General features: G+C 54.9%; 16 protein-coding genes. 10 read left to right on the top strand and 6 right to left on the bottom strand.

The window, feature by feature from the left end; translation table 11 throughout:
- Nucleotides 1-276: 276 nt before the first annotated feature.
- Nucleotides 277-1188, bottom strand: a complete 912-nt coding sequence (locus METMA_RS0116340; protein WP_020160186.1) for an adenine nucleotide alpha hydrolase family protein — start codon at nucleotides 1186-1188, stop codon at nucleotides 277-279.
- A gap of 224 nt (nucleotides 1189-1412) precedes the next feature.
- On the opposite strand from METMA_RS0116340, the gene hppD reads away from it, so the two are divergent.
- From hppD to METMA_RS24845, 7 genes are all read left to right on the top strand, one after another.
- A complete protein-coding gene (hppD, locus tag METMA_RS0116335) occupies nucleotides 1413-2465 on the top strand; it encodes a 4-hydroxyphenylpyruvate dioxygenase (RefSeq protein ID WP_020160185.1) in 1053 nt (350 codons plus the stop codon).
- Nucleotides 2465-3580, top strand: coding sequence for a homogentisate 1,2-dioxygenase (locus METMA_RS0116330; protein WP_020160184.1), 1116 nt, complete (start codon nucleotides 2465-2467; stop codon nucleotides 3578-3580). The genes hppD and METMA_RS0116330 overlap by 1 nt, the downstream gene beginning before the upstream one ends.
- Entirely contained in the window at nucleotides 3577-4557 is a 981-nt protein-coding gene (locus METMA_RS0116325; protein ID WP_020160183.1) for a fumarylacetoacetate hydrolase family protein, read from the top strand. The genes METMA_RS0116330 and METMA_RS0116325 overlap by 4 nt, the downstream gene beginning before the upstream one ends.
- On the top strand, nucleotides 4548-5198 hold the full coding sequence (gene maiA / locus METMA_RS0116320) for a maleylacetoacetate isomerase (protein WP_020160182.1): 651 nt from the start codon (nucleotides 4548-4550) through the stop codon (nucleotides 5196-5198). The genes METMA_RS0116325 and maiA overlap by 10 nt, the downstream gene beginning before the upstream one ends.
- 582 nt (nucleotides 5199-5780) lie before the next feature.
- Nucleotides 5781-7598, top strand: a complete 1818-nt coding sequence (locus METMA_RS0116315) for a di-heme-cytochrome C peroxidase (protein ID WP_156830524.1) — start codon at nucleotides 5781-5783, stop codon at nucleotides 7596-7598.
- Nucleotides 7599-8668: 1070 nt separating this feature from the next.
- Nucleotides 8669-10294 (top strand): B12-binding domain-containing radical SAM protein, encoded by a 1626-nt coding sequence (locus METMA_RS0116310; RefSeq protein WP_020160180.1) that lies wholly within the window; start codon nucleotides 8669-8671, stop codon nucleotides 10292-10294.
- A gap of 7 nt (nucleotides 10295-10301) precedes the next feature.
- The gene (locus METMA_RS24845) at nucleotides 10302-11537 is read left to right on the top strand and encodes a glycosyltransferase family 4 protein (RefSeq protein ID WP_020160179.1); all 1236 of its coding nucleotides are present in this window, start codon (nucleotides 10302-10304) and stop codon (nucleotides 11535-11537) included.
- Between the two features lie 62 nt (nucleotides 11538-11599).
- Here the strand turns inward: METMA_RS24845 and METMA_RS27080 are convergent, their stop codons facing one another.
- The 4 genes from METMA_RS27080 to METMA_RS0116280 all read right to left on the bottom strand — a co-directional run bounded on the left by METMA_RS27080 (nucleotide 11600) and on the right by METMA_RS0116280 (nucleotide 14377).
- Complete coding sequence (locus METMA_RS27080; RefSeq protein ID WP_156830523.1) at nucleotides 11600-11749, bottom strand: hypothetical protein; 150 nt, start codon at nucleotides 11747-11749, stop codon at nucleotides 11600-11602.
- Nucleotides 11750-11763: 14 nt separating this feature from the next.
- Nucleotides 11764-12399, bottom strand: a complete 636-nt coding sequence (gene lexA / locus METMA_RS0116295; RefSeq protein ID WP_020160177.1) for a transcriptional repressor LexA — start codon at nucleotides 12397-12399, stop codon at nucleotides 11764-11766.
- Nucleotides 12400-12678: 279 nt separating this feature from the next.
- Entirely contained in the window at nucleotides 12679-13104 is a 426-nt protein-coding gene (locus tag METMA_RS0116285; RefSeq protein ID WP_020160175.1) for a hypothetical protein, read from the bottom strand.
- Between the two features lie 379 nt (nucleotides 13105-13483).
- A complete protein-coding gene (locus tag METMA_RS0116280; RefSeq protein WP_020160174.1) occupies nucleotides 13484-14377 on the bottom strand; it encodes a LysR substrate-binding domain-containing protein in 894 nt (297 codons plus the stop codon).
- 123 nt (nucleotides 14378-14500) lie between these two features.
- On the opposite strand from METMA_RS0116280, the gene METMA_RS0116275 reads away from it, so the two are divergent.
- Genes METMA_RS0116275 through METMA_RS0116265 form a run of 3 tightly spaced genes read left to right on the top strand, consistent with a single transcriptional unit; the run spans nucleotide 14501 to nucleotide 16448 of the window.
- Nucleotides 14501-14956, top strand: coding sequence for a DoxX family protein (locus tag METMA_RS0116275; RefSeq protein WP_020160173.1), 456 nt, complete (start codon nucleotides 14501-14503; stop codon nucleotides 14954-14956).
- The gene (locus METMA_RS0116270) at nucleotides 14949-15809 is read left to right on the top strand and encodes a pirin family protein (RefSeq protein WP_020160172.1); all 861 of its coding nucleotides are present in this window, start codon (nucleotides 14949-14951) and stop codon (nucleotides 15807-15809) included. Before METMA_RS0116275 ends, METMA_RS0116270 begins: the two co-directional genes overlap by 8 nt.
- A gap of 36 nt (nucleotides 15810-15845) precedes the next feature.
- Entirely contained in the window at nucleotides 15846-16448 is a 603-nt protein-coding gene (locus tag METMA_RS0116265; RefSeq protein ID WP_020160171.1) for a nitroreductase family protein, read from the top strand.
- Between the two features lie 44 nt (nucleotides 16449-16492).
- Here the strand turns inward: METMA_RS0116265 and ureG are convergent, their stop codons facing one another.
- Nucleotides 16493-17104, bottom strand: a complete 612-nt coding sequence (ureG, locus tag METMA_RS0116260; RefSeq protein ID WP_020160170.1) for an urease accessory protein UreG — start codon at nucleotides 17102-17104, stop codon at nucleotides 16493-16495.
- Nucleotides 17105-17109: the final 5 nt, after the last annotated feature.

The following is a 17109-nucleotide window of genomic DNA, read 5'->3' as shown; positions in this document are numbered from 1 at the left end:
CCTAAAGGTTCGGCGAAAAATATCAAGGCCATCCCCGTGGGAGCGATGCCTACATCGCGACTTGCCGGACGTCAGTGGATAAATCAGCAGGGCCGAATCATTTATGCCCTATGGGTACTTGTGCCTTTCAGGATATTCGACCCAAGACAAACGCCAGAGTGGTGCCGATACTAACAGGCAGCGCCCGCCCCCTCCGGGACACAAGCCAATTCAACCCTATGTATTCAAAATAACCGTCGCGCTGGCGGAGCTGCTATACCTCGAATTGTGTCCACTTCAGTGAACAGCCGCCAGTTCACGGCGCTGCTCATCCAGACCATCCCAAAAGGCCGCAACGCCATCCAGCATTTCACATCCATAATGAATGAACTGATCTTCATCCAGTTGCCGGGTAAAATAAAGCTCTTCAAGCTCTTCCTGCGTATGCGAAGCGTGCTGCGCCTCCAGCTTATCGTGCCAGATAAAAAACCCCAATGGCAGCTTAAGGCCGGTACGCTCATTGAAGCGCCTGAAGCCTTCGATCAACTGCCCCCAGAATCCGGCCGCGGCCCAGTTTTCCACCGCGTAACTGGCCGCCTGGGAAATCTGGTAATTTTCGCCACCGTACAATCGGATCAATTCATCACAAAAAAACAGCGTGGATTCGGTCCCATGTTTGGGTTGGCCTATGTCGGCAAAATCCAGGCCCAATTTTTTAGCGATGGTATACAGCCATTCAAAATGGCCGGCGGAGAAATGAAATATGCTGCCCTCCACGCTGCCTTCGGTGGAACCCAGGCCATGGGCATCGATTTTTTTTCCCGGAGGCTTGAAGCTGACGCCCAATTCATTAGCCAGGATTTCTTTTGATGCCCGCATGGTTTCCAGGGTGTCGGCATGGATCATTTTATTAAGCTGGGCGATCAGGAACTGGTTGGAAAATACGGAGAACTGAATGATAAAAGCTTTAATCTGGTTCAGGTTCTGGTTGCCTTGTTCAAACCATAGCGCATAAGGATTACAGGTTATCACTCGATGCTCGAGCAGTTCCCTGTCGATGCGACGCTGAAACTGCAGAAACTGCCGGGCCTTATCGATGGTATATCCGTCTTGATGTGCGTTAAGAGCCGTCAGGGAAGGTAGACTTAATCCTTCGATATGATGTTGTTGTGCAAGGCTTTTCAATGATTTATAGAGATCGTCTCTCATGATGCGCCTCTAAATTCAAAATAACTTTCAATTAAGACTGAAATTCGGCCAGATAGTGCCCAACTCACGAGCAGGCACCGCCATCAAGCCAAGGTCCAGTCGTTCGTCCTGGCCTTCGGCCAGGCGAGACCGGAGGCTTTGCCGAAAGACCCGCCGCGAGCGTTTTGAAACTAATGCCTTCCAAGTTGATCTTATGGGTTATAGCTTAAGAAGAAGGCAATACGATGAATAATCCATCAAATCCAGTCGGCACAGATGGCTTTGAATTTGTCGAATACACGGCGCCGGATACCCGGGAGTTGGAAAACCTGTTTATCCGCATGGGCTTTACGGCAGTCGCCCGGCATCGTTCCAAGGATGTCGTGCTATACCGCCAGGGTAATATCAATTTCATTATCAATCATGAACCCAGCAGTTTTGCCCAGGCCTTTGCCAAGGTGCACGGCCCCTCCATTTGTGCGTTTGGTATCCGCGTTAAAAATGCCGCCGAATGCTTCGATAGAGTGCTTAGCCTCGGCGCTGAACCCCAGCGTAACGATATCGGGCCCATGGAACTCAATATTCCGGCTATTCGGGGCATTGGCCGCAGCCTGATCTACCTGATCGACCGTTACGGCGACCATTCCATTTATGATGTCGATTTCGTGCCGATCGATAATGTGAATTTAAAGCCCGCAGGTCTCGGACTGACCGACATCGACCATCTGACCCATAATGTTTACCATGGCGGCATGGACAAGTGGGCCGAGTTTTACCGGCGCCTGTTCAATTTTCGCGAAATCCGTTATTTTGACATTCACGGCAAAGCCACTGGCTTAAAATCGCGGGCCATGGTCAGTCCTTGCGGCAAAATACGCATCCCGATCAATGAACCGACCGACCCCAAATCCCAGATTCAGGAATACCTCGACGCCTATCATGGCGAAGGCATTCAACATATCGCCCTGCATACCCATGACATCTATGCCACCGTGGAGCAATTGCGCGCCAACGGCATCGTCTTTATGGATGTGCCCGATACCTACTATGATGCCGTCAATCAGCGCGTGCCCGGTCATGCGGAAGATCTGGAGCGACTGCGCCGCGACCACATACTGATCGATGGCGCACCGGGGCGGGACGTCGGCCTGTTGCTGCAGATTTTCACCAACACCGTGATCGGACCGATTTTCTTTGAAATCATCCAGAGAAAAGGCAACGAAGGCTTTGGCGAAGGCAATTTTCAGGCACTCTTTGAAGCGATCGAATTCGATCAGATCAAACGTGGAGTCATCTGATGAGCTGGATACGCATACCCAAAGTGGAAGGACAAGCGTCACGTCAGGCACATGCCGACCTGCCGGCCGGCACTTTCGAGCGCGAACTGGGCAGGGAAGGCTTTTACGGGCCGGCGACGCAGATGCATCATCGTCACCCGCCCACAGGCTGGCAATCGGTCGATGGACCGTTAAGGCCGCGCGCCTTCGATGCGAAAAAACTGTCCGCGGCCAGCAATTGCCCCTGGCACGCGAGCTTGCTGTTCACCAACGCCAATGTGCAGATCCGTTTTATGACATTGCAAGAGCACATGGATCACTTGGTGCGCAATGCCGACGGCGATGAGCTGATTTTTATCCATCAGGGCTCCGGCGATTTGTTCTGCGATTACGGCCACTTAGGCTTCAATGAAGGCGATTACCTGATGCTGCCGCGCGGCACGCAGTGGCGCATGAATGTGACGGAACCGGTCCAGGCGCTGTTGATCGAGGCCAGCAATGACAGCTACCGGTTGCCGGACAAAGGCCTGGTCAGCCAGCAGGCGATTTTCGATCCGGCGGTGCTGGACACGCCGGCCATTGATGAGGCCTTTATCGCCCAGCAGGATGAGGCGGAATGGCGCGTCATGGTCAAGCGTCGCGATCAATTGAGCACCATCACCTATCCGTTCAATCCGCTGGATGCGGTCGGCTGGCACGGCACCTTGATGCCGGCGCGCCTGAACTGGCGCGATATCAGGCCGTTGATGAGCCATCGCTATCATGTGCCGCCGTCGGCGCACAGCACGTTTGTCGCCAGCCGTTTCGTCGTCTGCACGTTTGTGCCGCGGCCGTTTGAATCCGACCCCCATGTCCTGAATGTGCCGTTTTTCCACAGCAATGACGATTACGACGAGCTGATTTTTTACCACTACGGCCAGTTTTTTTCCCGCGATCATATCTATCCGGGCATGATGACGCTGCATCCGAGCGGCATTCCGCACGGCCCGCATCCGAAGGCGCTGAAAAATGCCGACAGCAAGCGCAGCGGCATGACCGATGAAGTGGCCGTCATGGTGGATACCCGCGATGCCCTGGCCGTCTGCGAACAGGCCACGGCTATCGAATGGCCGGACTATGTGGATTCCTGGAAATGAAACTCGGCACGCTTAAAACAAGGCACCGGGACGGCGAACTGGTCGTGGTCGACAGGCAACTGAGGCACTATGTCGCAGCGCCTGATATTGCGCCGACCCTGCAAGCGGCCCTGGACGACTGGCGGAACATCCGCCCCCGGCTGGAAGACATCTATCGGGCACTGAACAACGGTGCCTGCGAATCGAAGCCGTTCAGGCCGGAGCAGATGGCCGCGCCGCTGCCCAGGGCTTATCAATGGCTGGACGGCAGCGCTTACCTGAGCCATGTCGAGCGCGTGCGCAAGGCCAGGGGCGCTGAATTACCGCCCGCGTTGCTCGAGGACCCGCTGATGTATCAGGGCGGCTCCGATATCTTGCTCGGCGCCTGTGACGCCATCCTTGCCGCCAGTGAAGACTACGGCATCGATTTCGAAGCCGAAGTCGCTGTGATTACCGATGACGTTCCCCTGGGCGTTTCGGCGGCTGACGCCGCCGCCCATATCCAACTGGTCATGCTGGTCAATGACGTGTCCTTACGCCACCTGATTCCCGGTGAACTGGCCAAGGGCTTCGGCTTTCTGCATGGCAAGCCAGCCAGTGCCTTCTCGCCTGTCGCCGTGACGCTTGATGAACTGGCTGACGCCTGGCGGGACAATAAACTGCATCGGCCGCTGACCGTGCATTGGAATGATCAATTATTTGGCCAGGCCGATGCCGGCACCGACATGCAATTTGATTTTGCGCACCTGATCCAGCACGCCGCCAAAACGCGCAGCCTGGGTGCCGGCACGATTATCGGCTCGGGCACGGTCAGCAATTATGATCGGGCGGCCGGCTGTTCGTGCATTGTCGAGCAACGCGTCGTTGAAATCGTGGAATCCGGTGCGGCCGTGACACCCTTCATGTATTATGGGGACCGGGTCAGGATAGAAATGTTAACGTCGCAGGGACAGTCCATCTTCGGTGCCATCGAGCAGGTCGTCAAGCCATGTCCATAATCTTGTACAGTTATTACAGAAGCTCCGCCTCGTTCCGGGTGCGGATCGCGCTGAACATCAAACGAATCGATTACCAGATCCGCCCCATCCATCTGCTGAGAAGCGGCGGCGAACAACATCGGGAGGATTACCTGAGGCTTAATCCCCAGGGCCTGGTGCCGACCCTGATCGACGGCGGTACCGTGCTGACCCAATCCTCGGCGATTATCGAGTACCTGGAAGAGATGTATCCCAGCCCCGCATTGCTGCCGGAATCGGCCGTTGACCGGGCCTATATGCGTTCCCTGGCGCAACTGATTGCCTGCGACATTCATCCGCTTAACAACCTGCGCGTACTGCAATATCTCAAGGACACGCTGAATTATGACGACGCGCGGCACGCCTGGTACTGCCATTGGGTTCAGAACGGTTTGTCCGCGCTGGAGCTGTTGCTGGAACAGCATGACTGCAATGGCCTGTATTGCCTGGGCGACCGCCCCGGCATGGCTGATGTGTTTCTGATTCCGCAGGTTTATAACGCCTTGCGTTTTAACTGCGAGATGCACGAATTTCCTTTGATCAGCCGCATTTATGAAAACTGCATGCAGCAGTCCGCGTTCCAGAATGCCGCGCCTGAAAATCAGCCCGATGCGGAAGATTAGGATAGGGGCGGATACCGTCCCGTGGGAGCGATGCCTACATCGCGATTTAAACCGCCCGGCAAGTCGCGATGTGGGCATCGCTCCCACCACCGGGCGGCATGACTATCTGTCCGTAGTAACATCATTTATTCAACGGGCACTGATAAATATAATCCACTGACTTTAAACAATAGTGCTAAAAAGACAATTACCGAGCGATGTTGAGCGATTTTTATCCCCGTTTACCGTTCTCGGCGGCCCGCCGATAAATCATGCCTTCCGTAAGTGCTAATTCATTCGCACTATACTCATACCAGCAAAAGTAAATGCAAATACCTTATAAAATACCTGTTAATTATTCATAATCAAGAAAACCGGGATCGAATAATTATCTAAAAAAGAAATACAAAACAACTTAATGAATCTAGTTCTGTCGACTATACTTGACTCAGTTCCGATTTTTTTCGGAACTGTCTTAACTATACTCATCACGCTTCAAAATCCGGCGCTATTCTTCCCTCTCCTGATGGGGAAGGCTAGACGGGGGGAATCTAAATAATCCGGATTTTGATTAAAAATAATAAAAATATTCTGGAGTTCTATATGTCATTTAATAGTCGACTTATAACCCTGTTGATTCCAACCTTGCTGGCCACAACCACAGGTTGCGATGGCACCCATCCTTTTAAAAATGGCGGTATAAATCGACCTGATAATAAGGCGGACGTGGTTTTTCTCGACCAGGGCTGGACCGATGACGATCGGCAGGCTTTCTATTATTTATCTCAAGGTTCTGAATTATTACCCTATCACTGGTTTCTCGCTCTGGAGCAAAGTGATAATGACGGGCTGTTTCGCTCGGATGAAAACATGAAAAAACTGGGGTATATTCCTCAAAAGGCCGATAAAAACCTCAATCCTGACGGCTTGCCCATCGGTTTTGTCAAAAACGAGAATCCGGCCGCCATTTCGTTCAATATCAAAAAAGAATTCCTGGGCGCGTCTTATAACCAGGACAAATATCCCGTAACCGACACCTGGCTCGGACAGACCTGCTCCAACTGCCACACGTCACAGATTAATTATAACGGCCACCTCATTCGTATCGACGGCGGCTCCTCGCACGCCGATCATGAAGGTTTTCTGACCCAGCTGGTGGAATCCCTGAAGGCCACCACGTCAAATCCCGATAAAATGTCCCGTTTCGCCCGCAGGGTGCTTGATCCCAACTGGAATCAGGGCGAGCAGGATGCGCTTAAAGAGCGTGTGATAGCCTATACCCAGGTTTTAGACGACCTTGTCAAATTGAACAAAGGCAGCGTGCCTTATGGCCATGGCAGACTGGATGCGTTCGGCGCGATTTTAAACCGTATCTGCGCGACCAATTTAGACATTCCCGGCAATAAGCGCCCTTCCGACGCGCCGGTCAGTTACCCGTTTCTATGGACCACTCCGCAACTGGACTGGGTTCAATACAATAGCTCCGCGGGCAATCCATTGGCCAGGAATGTCGGCGAAGTCATGGGCGTCTATGCGCACCTCAAACTGACGGGTACTCCGGCCACCGGCCAATTTACCTCGACAGTCAATATTCAGAACCTCGACCGCCTGGAAGGCTATGTCGAAAAGCTGCAGGCACCGGCCTGGCCCGCTGAGCACCTGGGCAAAATTGATCCGGTTAAAGCGGAGATGGGCAAGCAGCTTTATGCCCAGGATTGCGTGCAGTGCCACCATATACGCGATGCGGCCGGCAATTTCCCGATGACGCCAAAAAATCAGTTCGGCAAGCAATTCGTTACCACGGTATCCGCCAAGACATTGCAGGAAATCGGTACCGACCCGCAGATGATACAGAATATTCTTGCCTACAAAGCCAATCCGGGAGCGCTTAGGAATTATCTGGAGCCTAAGGAAGTACAAGCCCAGGAAGAAGTTTCCAGGGTATTGATCCTGAAAGCGGCAGTCAAAGGAGCGATACAACGCAAACTGGCCGAAACCGGCCTGCCGGAAAAAGAGTTGCAGGAATTGGCATTCCGGTTGAGCGGAATGCGCACCCCTCCTCTGGTGGATGCGCCGTTATCACTTGTGTCAACTTATAAGGCCCGGCCGCTTAATGGCATCTGGGCGACAGCGCCGTTTTTGCATAATGGCTCAGTGCCTAATCTGTATCAGCTCCTGCTGCCTGAAGATCAACGCGTGAAAAAATTCTTTGTCGGGACGAATGAATTCGACCCCGTGCAGGTCGGTTACAAAACCGATGGCAAAAAAGGATTTGAATTCGATACAACGTTAACAGGTAACTGGAATACCGGACATAGCGGCCCTGGCTATACCCAGACCAAAAAAGAGGACGGCACTTATCGGGATTACACCGATGAAGAACGCTGGGCACTGGTGGAATATATGAAAACCTTGATATAAGGCGAAATCAGCCACAGCTAAACACCGTACAGATACTATTTCCCTGGTTCCCATGCTCCCGAGGCTGTGAAAGAATTAGTGAAAAACGTCATAAAAAGCCTTATTCACCACGAAGATCACGAACGACTGCAGGGATGCAGGAGGTAGAGCAACGCAGGAGCAGTTGCCGAGGACACGAAGAAAAAATTAAGTTAATCAAATACTTAAAACTTCGTGCTCTCGATTGCTGTTCCAGACGCAATTCTACCGCCTCCATCCTTGGAGGCGTTCGTGTCCTTCGTGGTTAAACCCTTTAAATTGAATACTTTCACAGTCTCTCCCGCGTGGGAACGAGGAAATGCCCTATCGGTCAGTGAATGGCTTGTTTTTCATGGCGACGCATGTCTGAAGGTAATGTTTCCGACTAATGAATAAACGCTCTAAACACCGTACAGATGCTATTGATCAGCAATGATTAATAGCATCTGGCGATAGACGGCTTCAACTCCACTTACGGTATTTGCTTCTCTTGCGAATTCCGCCTGTATTAAACATCACAGCCTTAATAAAACAACAAAACCCTTAACCGGCCCGAAGCGCAAGGCGCTGATGTAAGCTGCCCGCAACTATGGTAGCATTCCCGATACTGTCATTGGCCGCGGACGTGAATCCTCGGTGGTGACCGATCCGCCCGCGCAGCGAATTGCCGTTTAAGCGGATTCAGATACACAGATTGGGGATCAACAGAGTTCCAGTGTTGGAAGCAGTCCTGTACGTAAACCCGGAAAGGGCAATATATAAAAAATAATTAGCGTTGCCGTAACGCTTAGGCCGTGGAACGACACTATCATTAACCCGCAAAACCCAGAATCCATGTCTTCGCGAAGCTACTAATCGACGTACCCTCACTGGAGCAATACTTATTAACAATAGATCAAAAAACACATGCTACGCGGCTGCGGAGAATGACTCGTAACGTTTCGATATGCTGGCTTTGCCTGACTATGAAACATTGCCGGCATGCGGATTCATACTTGCGAGGGCCGGAAGCGGTTAGGTGGGCTGATTATGGTTATTTAAAGGAACACGCAATGGAAGAAGTCAAAAAGAAAACAAAGAAAAGCCTCTGGAAAAGCAACTTTGAAATGCGGCGTATAAATTATGAAAAAACATCCATCCTGCCGAATACCAGCCCACGTCTCAAGGCAGGATTGACAGACGATCAAATTACTGTGTTGCTCGTCGATCTGAACAATTTCTCCCGTTACCCGACTTTGCCCATTGGCTACCTTGCCTCGATCCTGCGCGCTTCGAACGTGCGCGTCAGTGTGTTCGCGCCGCTCATGATTGGCGTTCATGGTGTCACGCGAGAAGCACGGCCCCACAGATTCAGCTTGCTGGCTGCCAAATTGAACCACCGCGCCGCAACGTCCGGCAGCGCCAAAATCCGGCAATGGCGCAGTCGGCTCGCCTCTAGCCGGCTGTCCGAAGTCACCGCGCATGAGGAACACTTGATTAAAGAATTCCAGGCCGAACTGGAGCGCGCCCGTCCACAAGCCGTGATGATTTCGACATACCTGATGTACCGCAACGTCTGCGAACGGATCTGTGCCATCTGTCATGATCAGGGGATTCCGGTTGTGATCGGCGGTCCGTATTTCGCGCAGCCCGAGGTCATCAAGGACTGGAGCGCTATCCCCGGATTGTCCGCACTTGCCGCCGGCGAGGTCGAACTGCGGCTGCCCGCCATACTGAAAACGCTGCTGGCCGGCGGCGATGTGACTTTGCATCAAGGCATGATGACAATGGGTCCGCAAGGCGAGATCAGAGGCAGAATTGCCGCGCCGGAAAAGGCGCTTGATGCGGTGCCCTACCCCGATTTCAGCGACTTCCCCTGGTCAGCTTACCCGAACCGCATCATTCCGGTTATAACCGGCCGTGGCTGCGGTTGGGGAGCATGCACCTTCTGCAGCGACGTCTCCAGCACTGCGGGACGCACCTACCGCAGCCGCAGTCCCGAAAACGTATTGAACGAACTTGCCAGCCATTATCAGCGATATCGGGCGTCCCGATTCGTGTTCACTGACCTGAAACTTAACAGTAACGTCAACATGTGGCGCTCGCTCATCGCCGGCATGCAGGACGTCGTGCCGGGCGCGCAATGGATCGCCGCCGTGCATATGGGCAGCGAGGCAGATACCGGACTCACGGAATCCGACCTGCGGGCCGCCGCCGCGAGCGGCTGTGTCAGGCTGAGCACCGGTCTCGAATCCGGAAGCCAGCGCCTCATCGATCTGATGAAAAAAGGAACGCAGCTCGATGCAATCAGCGCCTTTCTGCATAATGCCTCGGCCGCCGGCATCTCCTGCCGCTGCACGATGATTCTCGGCTACCCGGGCGAGACGGCCGCCGATGTGCGCGCCAGCGCGGAATTTCTCGAGCGGCACGTCGATGTCATCGAAAGAGTATCGCTAAACCGGCTCCAGGTCATCATGGGCACGACGCTGCATCGCAACGCCATACAAAAACCCGGACAGCAACCTGCGAACTTCAGCATCGTCAGCACCAACCCGCGCACAGCGCAGGTTGAACATCACTACGGTGAGCTCGAAACCGCGTCGCATCGTAAAGCCGTCATGCACCTGCTGGCAGCTGTGCACCGCATCAACAGCCGAGAGCTTTCACCGCGCGCCCGCGAATTCGAAGGCGTGATGTGACTGCCTGATGGAAGGGTCAAAACCGCCAGAAAACAGAAGACGCGAAGTCGCCTACCTGGTCAATCAGTACCCGGCACCCAGCCACTCTTTCATCCGTCGTGAGATTCATGCTCTCGAAGCGGAGGGTTGGACGGTCCATCGGTTCACGCACCGGCGCAGCCAGGCACCGCTGATCGACCCGCTCGACCGCGACGAAGCGCAACGCACTTGCGTGCTGCTGGATTCCGGTCTGAATACATTCCTGGCGGCGGGCGCCTACTGGCTGATCAGGCATCCCCGGCGCACGCTGCTCACGCTCCGGCGCAGCCTGGCCGACGCCCGAACCAGCCAACGCCCGGCCATTGCCCACCTGGGCTACTTCGCCCTGGCCTGCGTACTTTCACGGCGGCTGCAGCAGCTTGGCTACCCTCACCTTCATGTGCACTTCGGCACCAACCCGGCCGATGTCGCGCGTTTGTGCCGCACCTTGTGCAACCTGACCTACAGTGTGACTTTTCATGGACCGCATGAATACGAAACGCCCGATCGGCTGAATCTCGCCGGCAAAATCGCAGACGCCTCGTTCATTGCCGTCATCTCCGATACCGGCCGCCGCGCAATGCGCGCTTGTCATTCCGAATCCGGGCACAAACTGGTCACTGTGCGCTGTGGTCTCGATCCGGCATGGTTCACGCGGCCTGCGTTTCCGGTGACGCAGGCACCCCGGCTCGTGTGTGTCGCCCGACTCGACGCGCAAAAGAATCCACTGCTGCTGGTCGAAGCGGCCGTACTGCTGGCTGCGCGCGGCGTTACCTTCGAGTTGACGTTGCTGGGTGATGGCGCGCTACGCGCGGAAGTCGAACGCCAAATCACCCGGCACGGGCTTGAATCGTCCGTGCTGCTGCGCGGTTGGAGCACTCAACAACAGGTCGCGCAGCACCTGCAGGCATGCCGCGCGCTGGTGCTGTCGAGCCACGATGAAGGCTTGCCTGTAGCGATCATGGAGTCATACGCGATCGGCCGGCCCGCCATCGCTCCGGATGTGGGCGCGGTGCGCGAACTGGTCGAAACCGGAATCACCGGCTGGCTCGTGCCGCCCCACGATCCGGTGGCTCTGGCCGACGCGATCCAGGAGTGCCTCGCAGCATCGGAAGCGCAATTACTGGCCTTGGGCCGGCGTGCCCGCGAGCGCGTGCAGGCAAGGCATCACATCCGCGCGTCGGCCCGTATGCTGGGAGCCTCCTTCGACAGAGCGGCGTCATGACAAACCACCCGGAAGCGGAAACAGTCACGACGCCTTCACCGGGGAAAACGCCTCGCTTTCCCTTACCAATACACCCCCAGCAGCATAAATGCGCCCACCACGGCAAACTTCGCCACCCACAATTCCAGAGAGCACTGCCCGTAGTCGTGGCGCATAATCTCCTCGATTTTGTTGGCTCCGACCTGGTCCTGCATGTGAATTCTTCTTGGCATGATGATTCCCCTTTTTATTTATTTAATAGCGAACGATAACTGCGCATCTGCCCCACCAGCACACCCTGGATCTCTACCTGCTCCGGAAGGTAGGCCATGGCGACCATGCTGGCATTGGCCGGGATCAGCAGCACCTTATCCGGCGTCTGCTCGATGTATTTCAGGGTCGCTTCCGATTTGTCGACCAGCGCCACGACGATCTCGCCGTTCTGCGCATAATTGCGTTGCTCGATGACCACCCAGTCGCCGTCGAAAATGCCGGCCTCGATCATCGATTCGCCCTTGACCTGCAACACATAGCAGGGCTTATCGCTTTTCAGGACTTCGGGCACGGCCATGTAATGGATATTCTCGATAGCCTCGATCGGCTTGCCGGCGGCGATCCTGCCGACAAACGGCAAGCCTTGCTCGCCAGCGTCCTCGCCGCGCCGCGCCTGATCGGTCAGACGGATACCGCCTTGCTTGTTGCCATCGAACGGCTGCACCAGTTCCGCGTCAATCAAGGCCGAGATGTGCTTGTGCAGTGAACCCCGCGAGGACATGCCCAGCGCCGCGCAGAGTTCATCCAGCGTGGGCGGGTATGGAAATTTCTCCTGATTGTCACGCAGAAAATCGAGGATTTCCCGCTGCCGCCGGGTTAATGCATTCATAGCCTTTCCTGAGAAGTTATTTTTTTGCAAGCTTAGCAAAATCGGTCTGAACTGACAGCAAAAAAGAGAGCAAAAAGAGAACAAAAATCCATCCCTTTTTGTTATTGCATTGTGAATCAATCAGTTAATTAGCTCGATATTGATGAGCGAACGAGGTTCCGTCCGCAGGCAGCGCCACGGGCGGCATAATTGACTTTACATCGCGCCTGGCCGGCGCCAGAAAAAAAAGGCCGGATAAACCGGCCTTTTTGCCCGAAATGGGTCTTGGTTCCAAGAATATCAGCGCAACAGTTCGAGCACTTTCTCGGCGGTTTTTTGCTTGGCCCGGGTCTTGGCCGCCTCGGCGGCCTGTTCGGTGGATTGCGGCATGTTTTCAACCTGGCCTTTCAGCCTTTTTACGGTTTCCGTGCCCTGCCTGACTTGTTCCGGCGTCGCCCGCTCGAGTTGTTGTCTCGCCGTTTCCTTTGCCGCGTTCAGCGTCCGCTCTTTAACGGCCTGAGGTGCGCTTTCCACGCGTCCTTTTAACTGTTGAGTCTGCTGCAGTATCCGCTCTGCCTCGGCCGCTCCCTGGGCAGCCTCGGGAGCCGTGGACGTGGCGACATCCCTGGCTACTTGTTTGGCGGCCGCTTCCAGTAAACTTTCTCCGGCCAGTGCCGTGCCGGATGCCATCAACAAGGAACTGAATAAAATCGCTTTGTTTCGCATGAATTTGTCTCTTAGTGAAAATAACGTGAAGCGCTAGCATAACCTTTGAATCTTAATCGTGGATGAATTCCAAAAACCAGGCTGTTTTGACGGGTAAAAAACCCGCATTGTCTATAGCTGGTGTGGAGGCGGACACGTTAGGGGCGAACCTGTGTGTTCGCCCTTGCCCAACGGTTCACCTTTGGCTAACGGTTCTCCGATAGCCCGTTGTGCACCCGAAACAGGGCGGACACGCAGGTCCGCCCCTACAATGCATCCGCACGATGCAGGCGACCCCTTTGATTTGTATAAGCCGCATCGCAAATTATTAGGTGATTTCCATGTTTCATATTATTCCGGTAGTGGCTGAATCGGCTGCGGGATGTCGGATAAAATATTCCTAAGCGAAATCATGCCGGGACAACTGCTCGATAAACCAGCCCAGGACCTTGCCATTATTTGTTGTTTTCCAGGCCATGCCGATAATTTCTACCGGTGCCGTGTTTTCTACCGGCAGAGCAATAAGCCGACCCTGTTCAAGCAAGTCCCGAATCCGGTGCGCCGGTATAAAACCGACACCTAAGCCCAGACATTGGGCCTGTATTTTCTCCGTTACCGACGGCACGCTCAGTACCGGTCGCTTGCTAAACACGCGCTGGCTTCGCGGCGCCTGATTCCTGGATGAATCCCTGACCACGATAAAACGGTGCTGCTCAATCTGTTGCCGGGACAGCGGCAGAGATGCTTTGGTCAGCTCATGCCCCGGCGCAACAGCGAAAATCCATTCGATGCGCTGAATCTGTTGATATTTAACCGCCTGGCCCGGCATCGGCTCAGCGCCCGTTCCTATTACCAGATCAGCGCGATTACTGGTGATCGCTTCCTGCGCGCCGCCTAATACCTCCTCATAAATATTGATTTCGATATCCGGCATCACCTCGTAAAACCTGGCTATCAACGGATAGATGAAATCAAAACTCAAAATTGAATCTATCGCGATATTGAAAACAGGTTCCCAGCCGCCATGGGCTTTTTTCGTGGCTATCGCCAAACGCTCCGTTGCCTCCAGAATGTCCCGGCCTTGCTCAAGCAATACTTTTCCGGCCTGTGTCAGCACGGCTTTTCTGCCTTCTTTGCGAAACAAGACCACATTCAGGTCCTGCTCCAATTTCTGCACGGTATAAGAGATAGCCGAAGGAACCCGGAATAATTCATTGGCCGCGGCGGCAAAACTGCCTTTCCGGTCAATGGCATCGAGCACTTCCAGCGCGTCGAGAGTAATAGGATATTTCATGTCTGCCTGTGTTTATTGTTCAAATATTTTGAACTTATTGAGCAGAATCTATCGCTTTTTATTATTTCAGCCAACTCTATAATCAATTCGAAGTTTCCAACTTGAACATTCTAAGGAGCGGTTATGAACAATTTAATCAAAAGAACGCTGATTTCCGATGCGGGCCTGGAAGCCATCATACTGCGGGTTCCCATCGGTTTAATCCTGGCCGCGCATGGCAGCCAGAAATTATTTGCGTGGTTTGGCGGCAATGGACTGGAAGGCACAGGACAATGGATGGCATCGGTGGGGTTAAATCCGGGGTTTGTTATGGCGTTATTGGCGGGCAGTGCCGAATTTTTTGGCGGTATTGCGTTGGTTCTGGGTTTACTGACGCGGCCCGCGGCGGTGATTAGCGCCGTTACCATGCTGGTCGCCTTGTTCTGGGTGCATTGGGGCAACGGCTTTTTTCTGTCTAGCCACGGCATTGAATACGCGCTGGCATTATTGTCGGCAACCCTCGCATTGACGGTTATCGGCGGCGGCCGGTATTCGCTGGACCGCTATTTGATCGACACACGGGAGACGAATTATGAATAAGCAAACTCGGCAACTCGCGGCCGTTATCACCGGGCAAAGCACCTCGGATGGCCACGGCGTCAAACTGAAACGGATCATCAGCCCACAGCAAAACAACGCTTTCGACCCTTTTATCCTGCTGGATGAATTTGGATCGGATCAGGCGGCGGATTACATCGGCGGCTTCCCGGATCATCCGCACCGCGGCTTTGAGACCGTGACTTATATGCTCGAGGGCGCCATGCTGCACCGCGACCATCTGGGCAATGAAGGGCATCTGCGCGCGGGCGGCGTGCAATGGATGACGGCCGCGCATGGCATTATTCATTCAGAGATGCCGGAGCAGGAAAACGGCTCGTTGCACGGCTTTCAATTATGGATTAACCTGCCCGCCAGGGAAAAAATGAAGCCGCCGCATTACCAGGATTTTGAGGCTGCGGACATCCCCCGGATTGCATTGGCGGATGGCGGTTACATCAAGATCATCGCCGGCGACTATGTGACCGAAACGCAAACGATATCCGGCGCGGTAACCGGCGTGACGACACGGCCGCTGTTTTTCGACGTCCGGCTGGCTCCTGGGCAACAACTGGACATACCGGTAAGCATGCGGCATACCGCCTTGATCCATGTTTACCAGGGCGAGCTGGCTGTCGGCGGCTCGGCCAGGATTTTAAAGGCCGGGCAACTGGGGCAGTTAATTGACGGCGACAACCTGCGGCTGGCAACACAGGATCAGCCGGCACGGTTTCTGGTGATGGCCGCGCTGCCGTTGAACGAACCGGTGGTGCAGGCCGGTCCGTTTGTCATGAACAGCACCGAGGAAATCGAACAGGCGTTTCGTGATTACCGGGATGGCGTGCTGACGCTGTGAATCCGTTTTAATCCAACCCGACATAAGGAGACGAACATGCCGCAAAAACCTGCGATAACCCGGGTAAAAATCCACGATCTTATCCAGTCGCGCTGGAGCCCCAGAGCCTTCGATCCTGACCGGCAGGTGGGCCGTGACGATTTGCTGGCGCTGCTGGAAGCCGCGCGCTGGGCGCCCTCTTCCTTTAACGATCAGCCCTGGCGTTTTATCGTGTGCGACAAAGCCGTTGATGAAGCCGCCTGGCAGCGCGCATTGGCAACGCTGTCGGAACGCAACCGGCAATGGGCCAAAAACGCCCCGGTACTGATCCTGTCCATAGCCATGGACAATTTCAATCATAACGGCCAGCCTAACCGCAGCGCGATGTACGATACCGGCGCCGCCAGCCTCAGCCTGAGTTTGCAGGCGACCGCATTGGGGCTGAGCGTGCATCAAATGGCCGGCTTTGATGGCGATAAGGCCCGCGAGGCTTTTAACCTGCCGGACGATTGCCGGCCGATGGCGATGCTGGCTGTCGGTTACCAGGCCGGTATTGACGTGCTCGATGACGGTTTCAAGGACGCCGAACGGGCCGCACGTACCCGGGCCGCGCTGAATGAACGCTTTTATGCCGGACAGTGGGGCCGCGGCATTGACTGATCCGCCGGGGGCGCGGGCGGTTTGCCCCGGTGGTGGTGCTGCCGTCAGTCCAGCATGCCCGCCTGGATAATGAAATCCTCGACCGCTTTAAGGCCTTCCCCGGTTTTCAGGTTGGTAAAGGCAAACGGCCGTGTGCCGCGCATCTTACGCGCATCCCGGTCCATGACGTCCAGCGATGCGCCCACGTAAGGCGCCAGATCGATCTTGTTGATGACCAGCAGATCCGAGCGGGTAATGCCGGGTCCGCCCTTGCGCGGTATCTTGTCGCCGGCCGATACGTCGATCACGTAGATCGTCAGATCGGCCAGTTCCGGACTGAACGTGGCGCTGAGATTGTCGCCGCCGCTCTCCACCATGATGAAGTCGAGATTATCAAAACGCTCGATCAGCTCATCGACCGCCGCCAGATTCATCGAGGCGTCCTCGCGAATGGCCGTGTGCGGGCAGCCGCCGGTCTCCACGCCCAAAATGCGCGCTTCCGGCAGCGCCTGGCTGCGAATCAGGAATTCCTGGTCCTCGCGGGTATAAATATCGTTGGTCACCACGCCGATTTCGAAGCGATCGCGCATTCGCTTGCACAGCGCATCCACCAGCGCCGTTTTGCCGGAGCCGACCGGCCCGCCGACGCCGACTCTCAATACCTGTTTGTCACTCATACATC

It is taken from the genome of Methylobacter marinus A45, assembly GCF_000383855.1.
GTDB classification, from domain to species: Bacteria; Pseudomonadota; Gammaproteobacteria; order Methylococcales; family Methylomonadaceae; genus Methylobacter; species Methylobacter marinus.
The sequence above is the reverse complement of the archived record's forward strand: the minus strand, read 5'-3'. Positions and strand labels throughout refer to the sequence as shown.

What these genes read in the sequence shown, in the direction of transcription:
- METMA_RS0116270 (WP_020160172.1), top strand. Translation starts at nt 14,949, where the DNA reads ATGAATAAGCAAACTCGGCAACTCGCGGCCGTTATCACCGGGCAAAGC.
- maiA (WP_020160182.1), top strand. Translation starts at nt 4,548, where the DNA reads ATGTCCATAATCTTGTACAGTTATTACAGAAGCTCCGCCTCGTTCCGG.
- METMA_RS0116330 (WP_020160184.1), top strand. Translation starts at nt 2,465, where the DNA reads ATGAGCTGGATACGCATACCCAAAGTGGAAGGACAAGCGTCACGTCAG.
- METMA_RS0116315 (WP_156830524.1), top strand. Translation starts at nt 5,781, where the DNA reads ATGTCATTTAATAGTCGACTTATAACCCTGTTGATTCCAACCTTGCTG.
- METMA_RS24845 (WP_020160179.1), top strand. Translation starts at nt 10,302, where the DNA reads ATGGAAGGGTCAAAACCGCCAGAAAACAGAAGACGCGAAGTCGCCTAC.
- METMA_RS0116275 (WP_020160173.1), top strand. Translation starts at nt 14,501, where the DNA reads ATGAACAATTTAATCAAAAGAACGCTGATTTCCGATGCGGGCCTGGAA.
- ureG (WP_020160170.1), bottom strand. Translation starts at nt 17,104, where the DNA reads ATGAGTGACAAACAGGTATTGAGAGTCGGCGTCGGCGGGCCGGTCGGC.
- METMA_RS0116265 (WP_020160171.1), top strand. Translation starts at nt 15,846, where the DNA reads ATGCCGCAAAAACCTGCGATAACCCGGGTAAAAATCCACGATCTTATC.
- METMA_RS0116325 (WP_020160183.1), top strand. Translation starts at nt 3,577, where the DNA reads ATGAAACTCGGCACGCTTAAAACAAGGCACCGGGACGGCGAACTGGTC.
- METMA_RS27080 (WP_156830523.1), bottom strand. Translation starts at nt 11,749, where the DNA reads ATGCCAAGAAGAATTCACATGCAGGACCAGGTCGGAGCCAACAAAATC.
- hppD (WP_020160185.1), top strand. Translation starts at nt 1,413, where the DNA reads ATGAATAATCCATCAAATCCAGTCGGCACAGATGGCTTTGAATTTGTC.
- METMA_RS0116285 (WP_020160175.1), bottom strand. Translation starts at nt 13,104, where the DNA reads ATGCGAAACAAAGCGATTTTATTCAGTTCCTTGTTGATGGCATCCGGC.
- METMA_RS0116310 (WP_020160180.1), top strand. Translation starts at nt 8,669, where the DNA reads ATGGAAGAAGTCAAAAAGAAAACAAAGAAAAGCCTCTGGAAAAGCAAC.
- METMA_RS0116280 (WP_020160174.1), bottom strand. Translation starts at nt 14,377, where the DNA reads ATGAAATATCCTATTACTCTCGACGCGCTGGAAGTGCTCGATGCCATT.
- lexA (WP_020160177.1), bottom strand. Translation starts at nt 12,399, where the DNA reads ATGAATGCATTAACCCGGCGGCAGCGGGAAATCCTCGATTTTCTGCGT.
- METMA_RS0116340 (WP_020160186.1), bottom strand. Translation starts at nt 1,188, where the DNA reads ATGAGAGACGATCTCTATAAATCATTGAAAAGCCTTGCACAACAACAT.